We start from the raw sequence: 17419 nt of genomic DNA, 5'->3' as shown, positions 1-17419 counted from the left end.
ACCCTGGGGCGAGCCTTGCGGGCGTTATTTCGCGGCCCATTTGTTGAAGCGCTCGGTCAGCCGATCGATGTTCTCGAGCCAGAAGGCCACGTTAATCTCGACCGCGTTCTTGATGTTGTCAGGGGCGGTCGGCAGGTCTTTCAGAACGGCTGGCTGCAGCCTGGCGGCCGCGTCCTTGTTCGAGGTGCCATAGGCGATGTTTTCCGAAAGTTTCGACTGGTTCTCCGCCTTGCCCGCGAAGTCGAGGAACTTGTAGGCGGCGTCCTTGTTCGGGCTGCCCTTCAGGATGACCCAGCTGTCGAGCGTGAAGAGCGCGCCGTCCCACACCATGCCGAAATTCTTCTTGTCGTTCTTGTTCGCGGTGTCGATGCGACCATTGTAGACCGACGTCATCGCCACCTCGCCGGAGGCGAGCAATTGCGGCGGCTGGGCGCCGGCCTTCCACCAGACGATGTCGCCCTTGATGGTGTCCAGCTTCTTGAACGCGCGTTCGATGCCCTCGTCGGTCGCCAGCACCTTGTAGACGTCCTTCGGCGCGACGCCGTCGGCCATGAGGGCGATCTCCAGCGTGGTCTTTGGTCCCTGACGCAAGGCGCGCTTCCCCGGAATCTTTTTGTATCGAAGAAGTCGGCCCAGCCGCCCGGGGCCTGCTTCAGCTTGTCCTTGTCGTAGCCGAGAACGAAATCATAGAGGATGGCGCCGACACCGCAGGGGTTGACCGACGGCGGGATATAGGCGGCCTCGCCGCCGATTTTCGAATAGTCCAGCTTCTCGTACAGGCCTTCTTCACAACCGACCGCGAGTTCGTCGCTCTCGACCTGAACGACGTCCCAGGTGGCGGCGCCACCCTGCACCTTGGCGCGCAACACGCCGACACCGCCGTCCCAGGACTCGTCGTTCATCGCAATACCGGCGGCCTTCTTGAACGGCTCGAAATAGACCTTCTTCTGGGCATCCTGATACGCGCCGCCCCACGAGACGACGGTCAGGTCACGCGCCTGTGCGACATTGGCCAGCGCCGCGCTGGCGCCGAACGCCGCGGCGAACCCCAAAGCAATCCTGCTGGTCTTGCGCTTCAGCATGGTCTTGGTTCCTTCTTCATATGCGTTGCGTTGAGCTTGATCGATGCCGGTGCGGATCAGACGGGATCGAGCGCCAGGCAGTCCTCGGGACGAAAGGTGATGACCACGTTTTCCCCATGTCTCAATTCGCCCTGCGCGCCCGGCTGAAGCTTGACCATGAACTCCTCGTTGCCGGCGACATCAAGCACGGCAAGCGCGTGGTCGCCGAGATAGATGGTGTTTCGCACCTTGGCCGGCAGCCGGTTCGGTCCATCGCTGGAGACGCCGTCCGGGATAATGGCGATCCGCTCCGGCCGTACCGACAGCGAGGTCGATGCGCCCGCGGCTGAGACATTGACCGCCCGTGCGGTCACGGTGCCGCCAGCGGCCAACGCGACGCGACAAAATGGCTTGTCGACCGTCTCGACGGTTCCGGCCAGCACGTTGTTTTCGCCGATGAAGTGGGCGACGAAGCTGTTCACGGGATGCTCATACAGCGCGTCCGGCCTGTCGATCTGCTGCACGATGCCGTCGTTGAACACGGCGATGCGGTCCGACATGGTGAGCGCTTCGCTCTGATCGTGGGTGACATAGACGATCGTGATGCCCATCGTCTCGTGCAGATGCTTGATCTCCAGCTGCATCTGCTCCCGCAGGCGCTTGTCCAGGGCGCCCAGGGGCTCGTCCATCAGCACGAGTTGCGGATTGAACACCAGCGCGCGGGCCAGCGCCACGCGCTGCTGCTGACCGCCGGACAGCTGCCCGGGGCGCCGGTGCGCCAGGGTCTCCATCTTGATCATCCGCAGCGCCTCGCCGACGCGCTCCTGCACTTCGGCCTTGCCCGTGTTGCGAACAGACAGCGGGAAGGCGATGTTCTCCGCGATCGTCAAATGCGGGAACAAGGCATAATTCTGGAATACCATGCCGATGTCGCGCTTGTGCGGCGGCACGTTCCTGATCGGCCGTTCATCGAGATAGATCTCGCCTTGGGTCGGCACCTCGAAGCCGGCCAGCATCATCAGCGTGGTCGTCTTGCCCGAGCCCGATGGGCCGAGCAGGGTGATGAACTCGCCCTTCCTGATGTCGAGATCGAGGTTCTTCACCACGAGGTGTTCGCCATCATAGGTCTTCTGAATGCCGGAAAACCGTACCAGTGCCGGCGAAGGCGTGACCATGCCGGCGTCCATGTTGTCCTCGCGTGATCAGCTACCGTGCCGTCCGGACCTCGTCCGAGGTTGCGAAAGACAGCTTAGCATCCTCGGGCGAGAATGCCAGCGGTGCAAGCGAGGCGCGCCGGCCCGGCGCGTGTGGGCGCGCTACATCCCCGACAGCTTCGTCACAAACACATTCAGCGTGCCGCCGGCTTCCGCGACCACGCGCAGCGTCTTGGAATCGAAGGCAATGTCGGCGAGCGTCAAGCTGTCGATCTTCGCATCGACCTTGAGCCCGTCCTCGCTCTTTTGATAGTCGGCGATTGCGGCTGCGATCTTCTCGCGGGCGTTGGCGGCAATCGGCTTCAGGTCCAGCGTCGCCTTCTGCACCAGCGTCTGCTGGAGTTGCGGCACCACGGCGCGCGCGGCGGCGCCGAGCAGGCCGAAGGCCGCCTCGGATTCCACCGCAAGCTGGATGTCGGCGAGCCGCAGCGTCTGCTGCGCCTGGTCGAGCATCGGCCGACCCCAGATGTGCACTGTGGCCTCCGCGCCGAGGCCGAGCCAGCTCTTCTTTTCCTTCGCGCGCACCAGCAGCGAGATCAGCAGACGCTCGCCCGACGGGACCACGTTGACGCTCTTCACGGTGACGTCGACCGGGCCGGAGCCGTCCTCGGGATAGGTGTGGCCGACCATCTGTGCCGCGATCAGCTTGTTGATCTCGGTGAAGGGGACGTCGATCGGCACGCCGATGTTCACGCCGGTGCCGGTCGGCGGCACGATCGAGATCTTGTCGGGGAACGGGCAGTCCGGCTTGGTCGCCGTCGCGGTCACGCGCGTCTCGAGCTCGAGGCCGAGCAGCAGCGTCACATTTTGCGCGTCGACGCGGGGCTGCGCTGCGATGGCGCGGGTCGGCTTCATCTCCAGCCAGAGCGGCGGCAGCGCGGCGGAGGCGCCGGAGCTCTGCAGCGGGATCGAGCGGCAGGCCTTGGCCCATTGCAGCTTGGCATTCTCGCGCAGCGATGGATCGTTGCGGATGCGCTCGGAGACGATGTTGATCTGCTCGCCGACATTCTTGTCGATCAGCGGCTTGACCTGTGCCGGCACGTTGACCTTGGCGCCGGAGACGTTGAGGTTGGTGTCGCCGAGATTGACCTGGGCGCCGAGATTGGGCTCGAGATGCCAGTTGGCCGCGAGTTTCGGCCGCGAGGTGACGACGACGTTGCCCTTGATCTCCGCGCTGGCGTTCAGATTCTTGATGTTGATCGCGCCGATCCGTTTCGCCGCGTCACCGCCGAGCACGCTGCCGAGGGCGTCGCCGAGCGCGCCGGTGGCTTTCGACGACAGCGAGCCCGTCACGTTCAGCTTGCCGTTGAGCGGCGTCGAGATCGTCAGCACGTCCTTGTCGCCTGCAGCCGACATCGGTCCGCGCACGGCGGACCAGCCGATGTCGGCATTCTCCAGGATCTGCGAGATTGGATTATCGGCCTTGCCGGCGAAATTGCGCGGCGCGGCTTTCTCCGCCTGATCGCGGATCGCGGACAGCGCGATCGCGACCGGCGCGACCACGATCGAGCTCTTCGCAGCGGGGGGCAGCGGCGGCAATTGCGCGACCGGCGGCGCCGAATTCGTCGCGCGCGGCGACATCCAATCCATCGCCTTCAGGCTGACGAAGAACGACACGGCGAGCACCGCCATGGCGATCAGGACAGACTTTAAATTGAACGTCAGACGCATCACTCCCCCAGGCCGCCCGAAGGGAATTTTACAGGGCGGGCGAGCAGGGCGCTAGAGCGCATCGGTGGGGTGGAATTGCGGCGAACAGGTTAACGGCTGCGAACGCGCCGTTGCGGCGGGTTCGTTCGCGCGGACTAGCCGCGCCGGGGACGGCGGATCGCTCTCACATTCCCGCGATTGCCGCCGCCGCAGAACAAGCGGTCGCCGCCGTCGGATTCCAATCCCGAAACCATCGTGCCGGCGGGCAGGTCGAGCTGCTCCAGCACCTTTCCGGTCTCCGGGTCGATCCGCCGCAGATCGCTTTCCTCGCCTTCCCAGGTGCCGTGCCAGAGTTCGCCGTCAACCCAGGTCACGCCGGTGACGAAGCGCCTGCTTTCGATGGTGCGGAGAACCTTTCCCGTTTCGGGATCGACCTGGTGGATCTTGCGCTCGCGATATTGGCCGACCCAGAGCGAGCCCTCGGCCCAGGCCAAACCGGAATCGCCACCGCCGCCCGGCGCCGGAATCGTGGAGAGCACCTTGCCGGTCGCCGCGTCGATCTTCTGGATACGGTCCTCGGCAATCTGGAACAGGTGACGACCGTCGAACGCCGTTCCCGCATGTGCGGCGACGTCGATGGAGCGGGCGATCCTGCCACTGTCCGGATCGACCGCATTCAGCTTGTCGCCGGATGCGAACCAGACATGGGTGCCGTCATAGGTGACGCCATGCACGGCCTCGACGCCCGCAAACGGCCCGTACTCAGTGACGATCTCGGCGGCTGAACGTTTCATGTGTCGATCCCTGTGATGGCCCTACCTTACGTCTTCAGCAGCGGTCCTGGGAGTAACAAGCCTGTCGGGAAACCGGGGACGGGCGGGCTCATCCAGCGCCGCGCGCGGCCATGCCCGAACGATTGCACCTTGCTCGCGCGTGCCAGCTCGTCGAGCGCCCGCTGCACCGTGCGCGCGCTGGTGCCGAGCGCCAACGCGAGCGCCGAGCTCGACCACGGCTCGCCATCGGAGAGAAAGGCGAGGACGTTGGCGTGCTTCTCCTCGACCGGACGTGCGAGCACGAGGACCTCTTGCGACTTGTGCGGTGACAGCGCAAAGCCCTGCCTGGTCGCGCTGATTTCAGCGAGGGGCTCGAGCTTGGCGCGGAGGCGGCCGATCTCGACCCGCAAGCGCGCGCGATGGGAGTCATCGACGTGCCTGGCCTGGAAAGCTCCCGACATCAGTGCCTCGCGCGACACATCCGCAGGCCATGCCTGCGCGAGGATGCGGGCGAGCGCGAACAGCACCGGCCGCGTGCCGAGCGAGATGACCGTGCTTCGCTGGCGAACGGCGTGGTGGAACGTGTCCACGACGAGTGCCCCGGAGGCCGCCAGCTCCTCGACCTGGTCGAGCAACAGCGGGCGTTCTTCGCCGCGCGCGATCAAGCGGGCGGCGGGTGTGTCGAGAACGCGCCTCGTGCTTTCGACTTCGGCGGCCAGCGCGGCAATGCCGGCCTGCCGTGCGGCGCGCGCCGCATTGCTGAGCGCCGCCCGCGCATCTTTCGTCTTGAGGCGCCTGATGGCGATGCCCGCACGCACGAGCTCGCGGACGATTTGCGACGCCGGTGGAAGCGGGCAGGTGACCAGCTCGGCCAGCGTGCGCTCGGCCTCGTCGAGGCGCCCGACGAGGAGGAGACGGCGCGCCTCGATGTGGCCGGCATGGGCTGCGTTGGCGAGATCGCCGTGGTGTTCGAGCGTGGCTCGCGCCGCCGCGAGCGTCTTCACCGGCCAGCTCAGGTCGCGCGAGACCAGCGCGATCTCGGCTTCGGCTACCACGCACCTGGCGCGCGCCACCGCCTCGCGTGGACCGAAGGCGCGCGCGGCACTTCGCAGCAGCGTTTTCGCCCTGGCGAGATCGCCGAGCTGCGCCATCGCGATGCCGCGCAGCGCCAGCGACGGCGCGTCATTGCGCAGCGCAACGCGGTTCAGCGCGCCGAGCGGATCGCCGGCCTCGAGGGCGCGCGCGGCAGCGGTGATCAGCGACTCCATAACAATCCCGCCACACTTGTTACTCCCACCGCGCAACCGGTTGGTGTCAGAAATCGTTGGCAGGACGTCAGCCGGGAGATTTGGAGAGCCATGATGACATCAATAGACAACGCAGCGACAAACGGACAGACCGCCATGCAAACACCGCCGGTGGTATCGCCGCAGGACTGGGAGGCTGCCCGTCAGCAACTGCTCGTGAAGGAAAAGGCGCAAACCCGCGCCCGCGATGCGCTCGCCGCCGAGCGCCGGCGCATGCCGTGGATGGCAGTCGCCAAAACCTATGCGTTCGAGGGGCCCGGCGGCAAGGTCAGTCTGGCCGATCTGTTCCAGGGCCGGCGCCAGTTGATCGTCTACCGCGCCTTCTTCGAGCCCGGCGTGTTCGGCTGGCCCGATCACGCCTGCCGCGGCTGCTCCATGGTGGCCGACCAGGTCGCCCATGTCGCTCACCTGAACGCGCGCGACACCACGCTGGTGTTCGCCTCGCGCGCGCCGCAGGCCGACATCATCAGGCTGAAGCAGCGGATGGGCTGGACCATTCCGTGGGTCACCATCACCGACAGTTTTGACGCCGATTTCGGGGTCGATGAATGGCACGGCACCAACGTGTTCTTTCGCGACGGCACGCAGATCTTCCGCACCTATTTCGTCAAGAGCCGCGGCGACGAGCAGATGGGCGGCACCTGGAACTATCTCGACATCACACCGCTCGGCCGGCAGGAGGTCTGGGAGGATTCGCCGAAGGGCTATCCGCAGACGCCGACCTACAAATGGTGGAACTGGCACGACAGCTACACGGACGGTGCAGCGCCCGACAAAGGTGGGTCGAGGTGTCGGACGCCGGCGAGAAGGCGCTCCGCGAGGCGGGCGCGTGACCGGGACCTGTCCCGTCGGTGCGGCCGCGATTGGCGCCAGCCACGATGGCGTCGCGACCGCGCGCCGCCTCGCGAGGTGGCTGGCGTTGGCGGCCACGCCGACCTTCGCAATCATGGCCGTGCTCACCGCCGTGATCGGCAACGGTTCGGCGGACATGCTGTGCTCCGCCGGGCACGACTCCTTGCTGGGCGGGATGGTGCCGATGTATCTGCTGATGAGCGCGTTTCATGCAGGGGCGTGGTTGAGGCTGGTCTCGGAAAGGAAGAGCCGCTAACGCCCGCCCGCCGCTTGCAGATAGGCAACCACCTTCGCCGCTTCATCCGCCGAGATGCCGCCATAGGGCTGCATCTTGTTGCCGGACACGATCTCGTCCGGCTTGACCATGAAGCGCGTGAGCTTGTCCTGGTCCCAGACGAAGCCCGCCTCTTTCATCGACGGCGAGTAGTTGTAGTCCGGCAGCGCGCCGGCCTTGCGGCCGACGATGTTGTGCAGGTTGGGGCCGAGGCGATTGTCGCCTTCCTTCACCGAGTGGCAGGTACGGCAGGAATTGTTGAAGGCCTGCTGGGCGGCCTCGTCGCTCGCCGGCTGCTGCGATTGTGCGGAGGGGCCGAACAGGAGCAGCGCCGATACTCCGGCGGCTGCGGCCGCGCGTAGCTTTGGACTCCGCGGCCGTGGACTCCGCAGCATTTGCAGGTGGGATTGCATTGGCGCCTCCATGCGAAGTGCTCTCGGAGAGCATGGGGCAAACGAAGACGGCCCCGGTCAGTTCCGGGGCCGTTTGCGTCACAATGTCCAGTCGCGTTAGCGGGTCGCAGCGCCGAGGTCTGCGCGGCGTTCCGTCATCGGCAGCACGATCACCTTAGTGCCGACGTTGACGCGGGAATAGAGGTCGGAGACGTCCTCATTGGTCAGGCGGATGCAGCCGGAGGAGACGTGCTTGCCGATGGTGTCGGGGGCGTTGGTGCCGTGAATGCGGTAGATGGTGCCGCCGAGATACATGGCGCGGGCACCGAGCGGGTTGCCGGGGCCGCCGGCCATGTGGCGCGGCAAATAGGGCTGGCGGACGATCATTTCCGGCGGCGGAGTCCAGTCCGGCCACTCGGCCTTCCTGGTCACCGACTGCACACCGGACCAGGTGAAGCCGTCGCGGCCGACGCCGATGCCGTAACGCACCGCCTGTCCGCCTCCGAGCACGTAATAGAGATAGGTGTTGGGCGTATCGATGATGATGGTGCCGGGCGCCTCGCGCGTCGCGTAGCTCACGGTCTGGCGGCGGAAGCGCGCCGGCATCTCGACCGCATCCTGATCTTCGGACGGCGCGGCCTGGTACGGCGTCGCCTGATAGGGCTGGTAAGGCTGCGGCGCGGCCACCGGCGGCAGCGGCTGGAAGAAGGGGAAGAGCTGTACGGGCGCGGCATTGGCCGATCCGGCGAATACGATCGCGGTGGCAGCAACTGCGCCAAAGGCGACGGCGCGCGAATAATTCCCGAATGTGCCCAGATCGAACATTTGATCGCCCCTGTTTGCTCGGTGTTCTTCGCCACCGTGGCACCGTCTCGGTGCTCCGTTGCCTAGATCACTAACGGCAAAACGTTTCCGGACGTTTGCGGAAAGAACCGAAAACGGTTTCGTCGCGGAAAGGATTGTTTCATGACAGTTTCGTGGCTGAGGCGATCCGTTAACGAACAAAACAACGGGCCGACACTTCTGTGACGTCACACGCCTGAAATATCCTTCGTTGATGGTCGGCAACCGAGAATCATCAAACTCTCGGGATTTTCCGATGCGGGTATTAATCGCGACCGACGCCTGGCATCCGCAGGTCAACGGCGTGGTGCGGACGCTGACCTCGCTGGCGAGCGCGGCCAAGGCCCTCGATGTCGAGATCGACTTCCTGACCCCGGAAGGCTTTCCGTCGTGGCCGCTGCCGACCTATCCGGGCCTGCGCATCGCGCTGCCGAGCGGAAAGGAGATCGCGCGGCGGATCGAGAAGGCCGCGCCGGACGCGCTCCACATCGCAACCGAAGGCCCGATCGGCTGGGCCGCGCGCGCCTATTGCCGTCGCAACCGGCTCGCCTTCACCACCTCCTATACGACGCGCTTTCCGGAATACATCGCGGTGCGGACCGGCATCCCCGCGAGCGTCGGCTATGCCGTGCTGCGCCACTTCCACGATGCCGCCGCGATGACGATGGTGGCGACGCCCTCGCTGCGGCGGGAGCTGTCCGAGCGCGGCTTCAAGCGGCTCGGGTTCTGGACGCGCGGCGTCAACACCGAGCTGTTCCATCCCGATCATCCCGCCAAGCTCGACCTGCCGGGTCCGATCTTCATGACCATGGGGCGCGTGGCGGTGGAGAAAAATCTCGAAGCGTTCCTCTCGCTCGATCTGCCCGGCACCAAGGTCGTCGTCGGCGACGGCCCGCAGAAGGCCGCGCTCGAAAAGAAATATCCGGACGCCGTCTTCCTCGGCGAGAAAAAGGGCGCGGATCTCACGTCGCACCTCGCCGCCGCCGACGTCTTCGTCTTCCCGAGCCTGACCGACACGTTCGGCGTGGTGCAGCTCGAGGCGCTCGCCTGCGGCACGCCCGTTGCGGCGTTTCCGGTCACCGGACCCAAGGACGTCATCGCCGATCACCCGATCGGCGCGATCGACCATGATCTGCGCGCGGCGTGCCTGCGCGCGCTCACCATGTCGCGCGAGACATGCCGCAACTTCGCGCTGGAGCGGTCCTGGGAAAACAGCGCGCGCCAATTCGTCGGCAACCTCACCTCACTCCAGCCCAGCCGCGTCCTGCGTGCCTCGCCTCGCATGGCGCGGCGGCCGGTGCGCGGTTGATTCCATAAGTCTTGAACCACAGCGAGAACCACATCGATGGCTAAGATCATGAACCTTGACGGCACCCAGCAGCTCGACCTCACCCGCGGCACCGTCGAGCAGGCCTATGACCGCTGGGCGCCGGTCTACGACCTGGTGTTCGGCGGCGTGTTCGCCAAGGGCCGGCAGGCGGCGATCGCGGCCACCAACAAGATCGGCGGCCGCGTGCTCGAGGTCGGCGTCGGCACCGGCATCTCGCTGCCGCTCTACGCACCGAACTTGCGCATCTTCGGCACCGACATCTCGGAAGCGATGCTGGACAAGGCGCGCCAGCGCGTCACCGAGGGCAAGCTGAAGAACGTCGAGGGCCTCGCGGTGATGGACGCCGAGAAGCTCGAATTCCCCGATGATTCCTTCGACGTCGTGATGGCGCAATATGTCGTCACCGCGGTGCCGAATCCGGAAGTCGCGCTCGACGAATTCGCCCGCGTGCTGCGCCCCGGCGGCGAGCTGATCATCCTGACCCGCGTCAGTGCCGATGCCGGCGTCCGCCGCTTCATCGAGCAGAAGCTCCAGCCGGTGGTGCGTCCGCTCGGCTTCCGCACCGCCGAGTTCGCCTGGTCGCGTTACGCGAAGTGGCTTGCCAGTGCGAAGGGCATCGAGCTCGCCGAGCGCCGCCTGATTCCGCCGCTCGGCCACTTCTCGCTGGTGCGCTTCCGCAAGGTCGACGTCGCAAAGGCGGCCTGACTTTCCTCACGCGTCGCGTGCGTCATCGCGCCGCTGCGCATCGTCATATGACGAAATGATGATGTCACACGGCGTACATCGAGATCCCTGTAATTCCGTACCCGAAAGCATTTTGGGGGAGAGCATGATCAAGAATTATCTCGAGCAGCTGCGGATCCAGCGCTGGGACGACCATCGCTACTATCACCACAGCCGCATCAATCAGGCCCTGCACTTCGTCAGCGCGTTGAGCTTCCTGTTCGCCTATGTCTGGCTGTTCATCGATCCCGTCGTGTCGGGCCTGGTGGGCTGGCTGGTCTCGATGACCTCGCGCCAGGCCGGCCACTTCTTCTTCGAGCCGCACGGCTACGACCACGTCAACCAGGCCACGCACGAGCACAAGGAAGAGATCAAGGTCGGCTACAACCTTCAGCGCAAGGTGGTGCTGATGTCGATCTGGGCGCTGTCGCCGCTGGTGCTGTTGGCCGATCCCACGCTGTTCGGCTTGTTCACACCCTGGGCGAGTGCGACCGATTTCATGCGGCAGGTTGCCAAGATCTGGCTCGTGGTCGGTGGCGGCGGTCTTCTGTTCCGCACCGTGCATCTGTTTTTCATCCGCGACGTCGAGACCGGCCTCGTCTGGATGACGAAGATCCTGACCGACCCGTTCCACGATTTGATGCTCTATCGCAATGCGCCGCTGGCGCTGATGCGCGGCGAGCTGATGGATCCTGGCCTGCATCTCAACCCCGAGCACACGCTGGGCTTCATCGACGAGCCCACGCTCGAAGAGCAGCACGCCTGAGCGCGCGGCTGCCTAAACCGCAAATGTCCATGGTTTACGTCATGCCCGGGCTTGTCCCGGGCATCCACGTGTTGGGGATACTCTAAAGTGAATCAGTGGAGCGCTCCGCTCTCTTCACCTCGCCCCGCTTGCGGGGAGAGGTCGGATTTGCGCGTAGCGCAAAGCCGGGTGAGGAGTCTCCACGGGGGCACTGCCAGCTGGATGTCCGCCAACTCTCACCGACTGCGCGGAGAGTCCCCCTCAACCCGACCCTCTCCCCGAAAGCGGGGCGAGGGGGAATTGGCAGCTTTGTTCGGGGCGAGGAAAAGAGCTTCAGCGCCCGAAGCGCTTGGCCAGCATCTCTTTCAGGATCTGCCGCTTGATCTGCTTGTTGGTGAGCACGCCGTCGTGCCACCAGAAGCCGTCGGCCTTCATCTTTTCGGCGGCGCGGACGAAGCGGTCGGCGACTTCGCCGAAATCGGCGTCGGTGTAGTTCAGGCTGAAGATCAGCCGGCCGGTGCCGACCCAGCTCAAGGACAGGCCTTCGGCGCGCAGGTAATATTGCAGCATCCAGTTGTAGCGGGACGGCGTATCGTACTTCACCGTCCAGATCGACGAGAAGTTCGCGAACCGCACCGGCAGGTCGGCGTCCGTCATCATCTGGTTGAGTTTTTGCGCGCGGCCGTTCCAGGTCGCGTCCAGCCCGTCATAGATGGCGCGGAAGTTTGGGCTGGCGAGCCGGCTCAGGAACTCGTCCATCGCCGTCATGACGTAGGGATGCGAATTGAAGGTGCCGCGGGCGAAGCAGATGTCGGCGGGACGGTCGTCATTGAAGCGGCGCATCAGTTCCTTCCTGCCGCAAACCACGCCGACCGGCAGGCCGCCGGCGAGGCTCTTGCCGTAGGTCACCATGTCGGCCTTGACGCTAAAGTATTCCTGGGCGCCGCCGGCGGCGAGGCGGAAGCCGACGAAGACCTCGTCGAAGATCAGCACGATGCCGCGCTCGGTGCAGACGTCGCGCAACTTCCTCAGCCATTCGGTGTACCCGGCGCGATCGAAATTGCCGCCGCGGGAGCTGTCGACCAGCGAGGAATCACCGGGGGCGTTGCCGTTGGGATGCAGGCCCTGCAGCGGATTGACCAGCACGCAGGCGACGTCCTTGCGCGTGCGCAGCACGTGCAGCGTCTTCTCGGACATCTCGGCGAGGGTGTAGGTCTCGTGCGCAGGGATAGGATTGCCGACACCGGGCTGCACGTCGCCCCACCAGCCGTGATAGGCGCCCGCAAAGCGGACGAGATGCGAACGCCTGGTGTGATAGCGCGCGAGCCGCACGGCCTGCATGACGGCTTCGGTGCCGGACATGTGGAAGGAGACTTCATCGAGGCCCGAGATCTGGCAGAGCCGGGTCACGTTCTCGAGGATGACGGGATGGTAAGGACCGAGCACCGGGCCGAGTGCGTGCGCGCGCTTCTCCGAGCCCTCGATGCACTCCTTGTAGAAGTCGTTGCCGAAAATGTTGACGCCGTAGGATCCCGTGAGGTCGTAGGAGGTGTTGCCGTCGACATCCGTGACGGTGACGCCGCTCGACGATTCAAGGAAGGTCGAGGTGCCCAGATGCTCGCGAACGAGACGCGAGAACTGGAACGGCACACGGTAGGTCTCGGTAAAGCGCAGGTCGGAGATCTTTTCCGTCGCTTCCTTCGTCATCGCGCGGCCCCTGGGGTAGCGCTCGGCGTAGAGCTTGGCGAGGCGGAAGAAGCCGTCCTTGCGCTGGGCCGCGATGTTCGCCGGCGCGCCGTCGCAGGCAAAGTAGTCGTCGCCTTCGAATTCGTAGAACGGGAGCAGCTTGGCCACCCGCCGCGACATCTTGGAGTGGCCGGCGAGCGAGCGGTGCTTGGCGCGGGACAATGCGACCCGCGCCTTGAGCTTCGGGAAGACGGCGGCAGCGGACGCTGCGGCGGCCACGGACAATGAAAGAATCGGGAGTGTCGTTTCCATGACAACAAGCGCTAATACTGCGAGCTGACAGATTCATGACAGTCAAAGCCCTCATCGCCTCTTTCACCCAGCAGGAAGACCTCAACTTCCTGCTGACCAACCACATCCCCGCGCCGCGCTGACCCGCTTCATGGGCTGGTTCTCCAAGATCGAGAACCCGCTCATTCGGGACGGCTCGATCGCGCTGTGGAAGCTGTTCTCCGACCTCGATTTGTCGGAGGCGCGCAAGACCCACTTCAGGAGTCTGCACGACTGCTTTACCCGGGAGCTCAAGCCGGGCCTGCGGCCGTTCGATCCGGATCCGGCGATCGTCGCCAGTCCCTCGGACGGCATCGTCGGCGCCCACGGCCGGATCGCGGACACTGAGCTGTTCCAGGTCAAGGGCGCGCCCTATTCGCTGCTCGATCTGCTCGGCGATTCCGCGCTGGTCGACCAGCACCGCAACGGAAGCTTCATTACGCTGCGGCTGACGTCGAGCATGTATCACCGCTTCCATGCGCCCTTTGACGCGCATATCGAGCGCGTCACGCTGATCCATGGCGACGTCTGGAACGTCAACCCGATCGCGCTGAAGCGCGTCGAGCGCCTGTTCTGCAAGAACGAGCGCGCGGTGATCCGCACGCGTCTGTCGACCGGCGAGGCCGTGACGCTGGTTCCGGTCGCCGCGATCCTGGTCGCGAGCATCCGCCTGCATTTCCTCGACATGGTGCTGAACGCGCAGACCCGGGGGCCGGTCAACTTCCCGTGCGATGTCAACGTGAGCAAGGGCGAGGAGCTCGGCTGGTTCGAGCACGGCTCGACCATCATCATCCTGGCGCCCGGCGATTTTTCGTTCTGCGATGGCATCGCCGAAGGCACGCGCATCCGCGCCGGTCAAGCGCTGCTGAGAAAAAGCTAGCCTTCAAACCGCCGTCCCTGTCGCTTATATCGTCTGCGGGGATGAATCGGCGATACGGATCTGGCAATGGCGCGAGCGCCGGTGATGGCGGCGGGTGGTATTGTGCTGCGGCGTGGCGAGCCGCCGCTGATCGCAGTCGTGCGCCAGCGCAAGCGCAACGAATGGGTCCTGCCCAAGGGCAAGCTGGACGACGGCGAGACGCCGAAGCAGGCCGCGCACCGCGAGGTGCTGGAAGAGACCGGCCACGAGGTCGCCATCCATGAATTCCTCGGCACGCTCGTCTATCAGTCGGGCGGGCGCTCCAAGGTCGTGCATTTCTGGCGCATGGAGGCCGAGGGCGGTCCCGTCCGCAAGCTGATGAACGACATCAAGGCGGTGGACTGGCTGACATTGGACGATGCGCTCGCGCGGTTGTCGCGCGAATATGAGCGCGTGTTCCTGACGCAGATCGGCCCGATCGCGCTCGCCGCGGCGGGGCTGGTGTCGTCGTCCGAGACGATACCGCCGCTCGCAGCCGACGACGTGGATGCGGCCTTGCAGTCGCTGACACCGGCCGAACCCGATTCCGTCGATGAACCGACGCATGGTCTGCTGCAGAAGGTGAAGGCCTGGCTGCGCGGAGAGGCGTGAGATCTTTCCGCGCCGCCTTGCTTGCGAATTTGTAAATGTCCGCAAGCTGGTGTGCTCGTGAGAGCGCAAGCTCGCTCCAGATCGTCATTGCGAGCGTAGCGAAGCAATCCAGAATCTTCCCGCGGAGGCACTCTGGATTGCTTCGCTACGCTCGCAATGACGGAGGAGAGAGAGCGTCAAGAGATCTACCGCCGCTCTTTCTCCTTCGGAGCCGGCGCCGGTTTGCGTGACATTGCGGGGCGTTGTGCACCGGGGAGGCGCTGCTGGAATCCGCCTTGGCGCTGCGCGCCGCTCGGCTGCTGAACTGCGGGCGGCAGTGCCGGTTGGCCGGGCTGCAATTCCGTGCGCGGTGTTCGCGGCTGCGGCGGCGCGACTCCTCCGGGCTGCGCTGGAGCCTGTCCATTGCGCGGCGGCTGGGCTTGGGGCGCGCCGTTCGGCGGGGTGCCCCGTTCGGGACGCGTTGGCCGCCCCGCGCCTTGCTGGCCTTGTTGCTGCTGGCCCTGACCCGCGCGCGGGTTGCCCGGCTGCACCGCGCCGCCTTGTCCCTGGCCCTGTCGCTGCGGCGGCTGCGCGCCCTGGCGGTTTGGTGCGCCCGGCTGCCGCTGACCCGGACGGTTGTTCTGGCCGGGCTGGGCGTTCGGTCGCTGCGGCTGCTGACCCGGCGTTGCGTTTGGCCGCAATTGTTGCTGCTGCGGCTGGAGCGGGCGCGGGATGCGGCTGCTCGCGCCGGGGTTGGCGCGGCGGAAATCGCGCTGCTCGCTGATGATCTGCCGACCCGTGGTCTGTGCCAGATGGACCTGGCTGACGAAGCCGCGGTCGCGCGCGATCTGTTGCGTGGGGATGGTGATCGGCACCGCCGCGAAGCGCATAGCGCCGCCGGGGCCGCCGGCGCCGGGACGGATCGCAAAGCCGCTCGATGCCTGCGTGAGCGCGCCGAGCCGCGTGCCGCTGGTGCGGTCGTCGACGTCGATGTGCCCGACCCGTCCGTCCGCGTCGGGATAGAGCTTGATGTTGACGTTGTTGGTGCGGTTCGCGGCCGCCCCTTCCGGCACGTCGACGACGCCGGTGGTGCCGCGGATGCCGAGCGTTGCCGTCGGCGTGGTGATCTTCATGTTGCCGGTCTTCGCCACCGCTGCGGCGACGAAGGCGACCGTGCCCTTGCCGATATCGAAGACGCCCGCGTTCTGCTTGCCGCCGTCCTCATAAACGTAATTGTCGATGGTGATCTTCGAACTGGCAGAGAGGTTGAACGTGGTGGCATCGTTGAACGTGATGCCGAGCGTGGAGCTCGACGAGGTCTGCACGACGTCGTTGAGATAGATGTCGTCGCGCACACGCAGCGGATACGAGTTCCTGTCGCGGATCACGGTCGCGATTCCCGTCACGGTCGCGACGTTGCCGATCGGCTCGACGGCGGCGGATTGCGCGTCGGCGGCCGGTGCAGGGGAGGGCGCGGGCGTCGGGGAGGCGGCCGGGGTCGGAGAGGGCGTCGGCTCCGCTTGAGGCTGCGCCTGCGCGAGCTCGATCGTATCGGACGCAGAGGCCACGCTCGCGCCGGCCGGCGGCAACGCCAGCAGCACGAGCGCGAACATGACGCGGCGCCAAGCCACTATTGAAGTCACGAGGAGGTCCCGGTGAGAACGTGAGGCGAGATCAGCCGATATCAGCGAGGATGAGCTGAATGGCGGATGAACATCTATCGCACGGGAGGGGTGAACGTTCAAACGCCGCGCGGTGCTGGCTTTGCGCCAGGGATATCCAGATCGTCATGGCCGGGCTTGTCCCGGCCATCCACGCTTTGCCTTGCGGTATCAAGAACGTAGATGCCCGGGACAGGCCCGGGCATCACGCGGGGATCTTGTATGTGGGGAGATATCCCCAGGTGCGCGATGCGCACCATGGTTCTTCGCCGTCAGCTCACGCGCTTCCAGGTCTGGCCGCCGCAGAACATGCCGCCGAAGGCGCAGCCCTGCACGCGCATCGCATTCGGGCCCTTCATCGCGATGGTCGAGTCGTAGTTGCGGCCGGAGTCGGGATCGTGGATGCGGCCGCTCCACTTCGAGCCGTCGGGCTTCATGTTGATCAGGATGCGCTCGTTGCTCTTCACGGCGTAACCGCAGAGATTGGCGCCGCACTGTTCGACACGGACATTGCCCTTGTTCTCTTCGGTCGCCCAGATGCCGACCGGCGTGTTGGCAACCACCACGGGCGCGGCGGCAACCGGAGCCGGCGCGGGAGCAACCGCGATGGGAGCGGGCGCGGCAACGGGCGCAGGCTGTGTCGTCGCGTCAACGGACGGAGCGGCGGCAACCGTCGCCGCCGGGGCAACGGGAGCAACCGCAGGGGCGGCCGGCGCGGCCGCCTGCACCGGGGCCTGCTGCACCGGCTGCTGCTGCACCGGAGCCGGCGCGGGCTGCGCGGTCGTGGTCGCCGGAGCCGGCGTGTTGTCGATGTCGTCGTCCTTGGCGCCGCCGAGGCCCTTGAGGTTGATGTTGTTCAGCTTGATCGGCTTGTCGGACAGGCCCGGCGCGACGATGGTGACGCAATTGAGCGAAGCGCAGTTGCGCGGCGTCTCGATGCGGATGTGCTGGCCCTCGATCTGGAACGAGATCGTATTGCCGGCATGGGCCGCGGCGGTCGAAGCGAGGAAGAGCGCGGTGGCGGCGATGGTGAGCTTGTTCATGACAACCTCCGAAAATGGCGTGGGCCCGATATGGACTGGTGTCGCC

At 65.8% G+C, this 17419-nt stretch carries 14 protein-coding genes and 3 pseudogenes; 7 read left to right on the top strand and 10 right to left on the bottom strand.

The annotated features are described in order from the left end of the window. Positions 1-24 precede the first annotated feature (24 nt). The 5 genes and pseudogenes from ACQ86E_RS06830 to ACQ86E_RS06810 all read right to left on the bottom strand — a co-directional run bounded on the left by ACQ86E_RS06830 (position 25) and on the right by ACQ86E_RS06810 (position 5966). Positions 25-1082: pseudogene (locus ACQ86E_RS06830) on the bottom strand (ABC transporter substrate-binding protein). Between the two features lie 56 nt (positions 1083-1138). After that, positions 1139-2248, bottom strand: a complete 1110-nt coding sequence (locus ACQ86E_RS06825) for an ABC transporter ATP-binding protein (protein WP_431204763.1) — start codon at positions 2246-2248, stop codon at positions 1139-1141. A gap of 129 nt (positions 2249-2377) precedes the next feature. Then, complete coding sequence (locus tag ACQ86E_RS06820) at positions 2378-3946, bottom strand: DUF4403 family protein (RefSeq protein ID WP_431204762.1); 1569 nt, start codon at positions 3944-3946, stop codon at positions 2378-2380. 134 nt (positions 3947-4080) lie between these two features. Then, positions 4081-4719: a DUF5074 domain-containing protein gene (locus ACQ86E_RS06815; protein WP_431204761.1), complete on the bottom strand. Its 639-nt coding sequence runs from the start codon at positions 4717-4719 to the stop codon at positions 4081-4083. A gap of 26 nt (positions 4720-4745) precedes the next feature. After that, on the bottom strand, positions 4746-5966 hold the full coding sequence (locus tag ACQ86E_RS06810; protein ID WP_431204760.1) for a helix-turn-helix domain-containing protein: 1221 nt from the start codon (positions 5964-5966) through the stop codon (positions 4746-4748). 93 nt (positions 5967-6059) lie between these two features. Here ACQ86E_RS06810 and ACQ86E_RS06805 point away from each other — a divergent pair. Further along, positions 6060-6838 (top strand): annotated as a pseudogene (locus tag ACQ86E_RS06805) (DUF899 domain-containing protein). Then, complete coding sequence (locus ACQ86E_RS06800) at positions 6835-7113, top strand: hypothetical protein (RefSeq protein WP_431204759.1); 279 nt, start codon at positions 6835-6837, stop codon at positions 7111-7113. The pseudogene ACQ86E_RS06805 and the gene ACQ86E_RS06800 overlap by 4 nt, the downstream one beginning before the upstream one ends. On the opposite strand, the gene ACQ86E_RS06795 is transcribed toward ACQ86E_RS06800, so the two are convergent. Beyond that, the gene (locus tag ACQ86E_RS06795) at positions 7110-7556 is read right to left on the bottom strand and encodes a c-type cytochrome (RefSeq protein WP_431204758.1); all 447 of its coding nucleotides are present in this window, start codon (positions 7554-7556) and stop codon (positions 7110-7112) included. The two genes, ACQ86E_RS06800 and ACQ86E_RS06795, sit on opposite strands and share 4 nt — an antisense overlap. Positions 7557-7640: 84 nt before the next feature. Next, positions 7641-8348: a L,D-transpeptidase gene (locus tag ACQ86E_RS06790; RefSeq protein ID WP_431204757.1), complete on the bottom strand. Its 708-nt coding sequence runs from the start codon at positions 8346-8348 to the stop codon at positions 7641-7643. A 274-nt stretch (positions 8349-8622) separates the two neighbouring features. On the opposite strand from ACQ86E_RS06790, the gene ACQ86E_RS06785 reads away from it, so the two are divergent. From ACQ86E_RS06785 to ACQ86E_RS06775, 3 genes are all read left to right on the top strand, one after another. Continuing rightward, the gene (locus tag ACQ86E_RS06785) at positions 8623-9675 is read left to right on the top strand and encodes a glycosyltransferase family 4 protein (protein ID WP_431204756.1); all 1053 of its coding nucleotides are present in this window, start codon (positions 8623-8625) and stop codon (positions 9673-9675) included. A 36-nt stretch (positions 9676-9711) separates the two neighbouring features. Beyond that, positions 9712-10401, top strand: a complete 690-nt coding sequence (locus tag ACQ86E_RS06780) for a methyltransferase domain-containing protein (RefSeq protein ID WP_431204755.1) — start codon at positions 9712-9714, stop codon at positions 10399-10401. Positions 10402-10525: 124 nt separating this feature from the next. Then, complete coding sequence (locus ACQ86E_RS06775) at positions 10526-11185, top strand: hypothetical protein (RefSeq protein ID WP_431204754.1); 660 nt, start codon at positions 10526-10528, stop codon at positions 11183-11185. 312 nt (positions 11186-11497) lie between these two features. Here ACQ86E_RS06775 and ACQ86E_RS06770 read toward each other — a convergent pair whose 3' ends face one another. Beyond that, the gene (locus ACQ86E_RS06770) at positions 11498-13162 is read right to left on the bottom strand and encodes an aminotransferase class III-fold pyridoxal phosphate-dependent enzyme (RefSeq protein ID WP_431204753.1); all 1665 of its coding nucleotides are present in this window, start codon (positions 13160-13162) and stop codon (positions 11498-11500) included. A gap of 35 nt (positions 13163-13197) precedes the next feature. Between ACQ86E_RS06770 and asd the strand changes: the two are divergent. Together asd and ACQ86E_RS06760 are read left to right on the top strand one after the other, a co-directional pair. Beyond that, positions 13198-14060, top strand: a pseudogene (gene asd, locus ACQ86E_RS06765) (archaetidylserine decarboxylase). Positions 14061-14126: 66 nt separating this feature from the next. Next, on the top strand, positions 14127-14690 hold the full coding sequence (locus tag ACQ86E_RS06760; RefSeq protein ID WP_431204752.1) for an NUDIX hydrolase: 564 nt from the start codon (positions 14127-14129) through the stop codon (positions 14688-14690). Between the two features lie 185 nt (positions 14691-14875). On the opposite strand, the gene ACQ86E_RS06755 is transcribed toward ACQ86E_RS06760, so the two are convergent. Together ACQ86E_RS06755 and ACQ86E_RS06750 are read right to left on the bottom strand one after the other, a co-directional pair. After that, the gene (locus ACQ86E_RS06755) at positions 14876-16282 is read right to left on the bottom strand and encodes a FecR domain-containing protein (RefSeq protein WP_431204751.1); all 1407 of its coding nucleotides are present in this window, start codon (positions 16280-16282) and stop codon (positions 14876-14878) included. 320 nt (positions 16283-16602) lie between these two features. After that, positions 16603-17373, bottom strand: a complete 771-nt coding sequence (locus ACQ86E_RS06750; protein ID WP_431204750.1) for a DUF2147 domain-containing protein — start codon at positions 17371-17373, stop codon at positions 16603-16605. Positions 17374-17419 lie beyond the last annotated feature (46 nt).

Origin of the sequence: Bradyrhizobium betae (assembly GCF_050632175.1) — a bacterium.
GTDB classification, from domain to species: domain Bacteria; phylum Pseudomonadota; class Alphaproteobacteria; order Rhizobiales; family Xanthobacteraceae; genus Bradyrhizobium; species Bradyrhizobium betae_B.
Note: the sequence above shows the minus strand (reverse complement) of the source record. Positions and strands in the feature narration are given on the sequence as shown.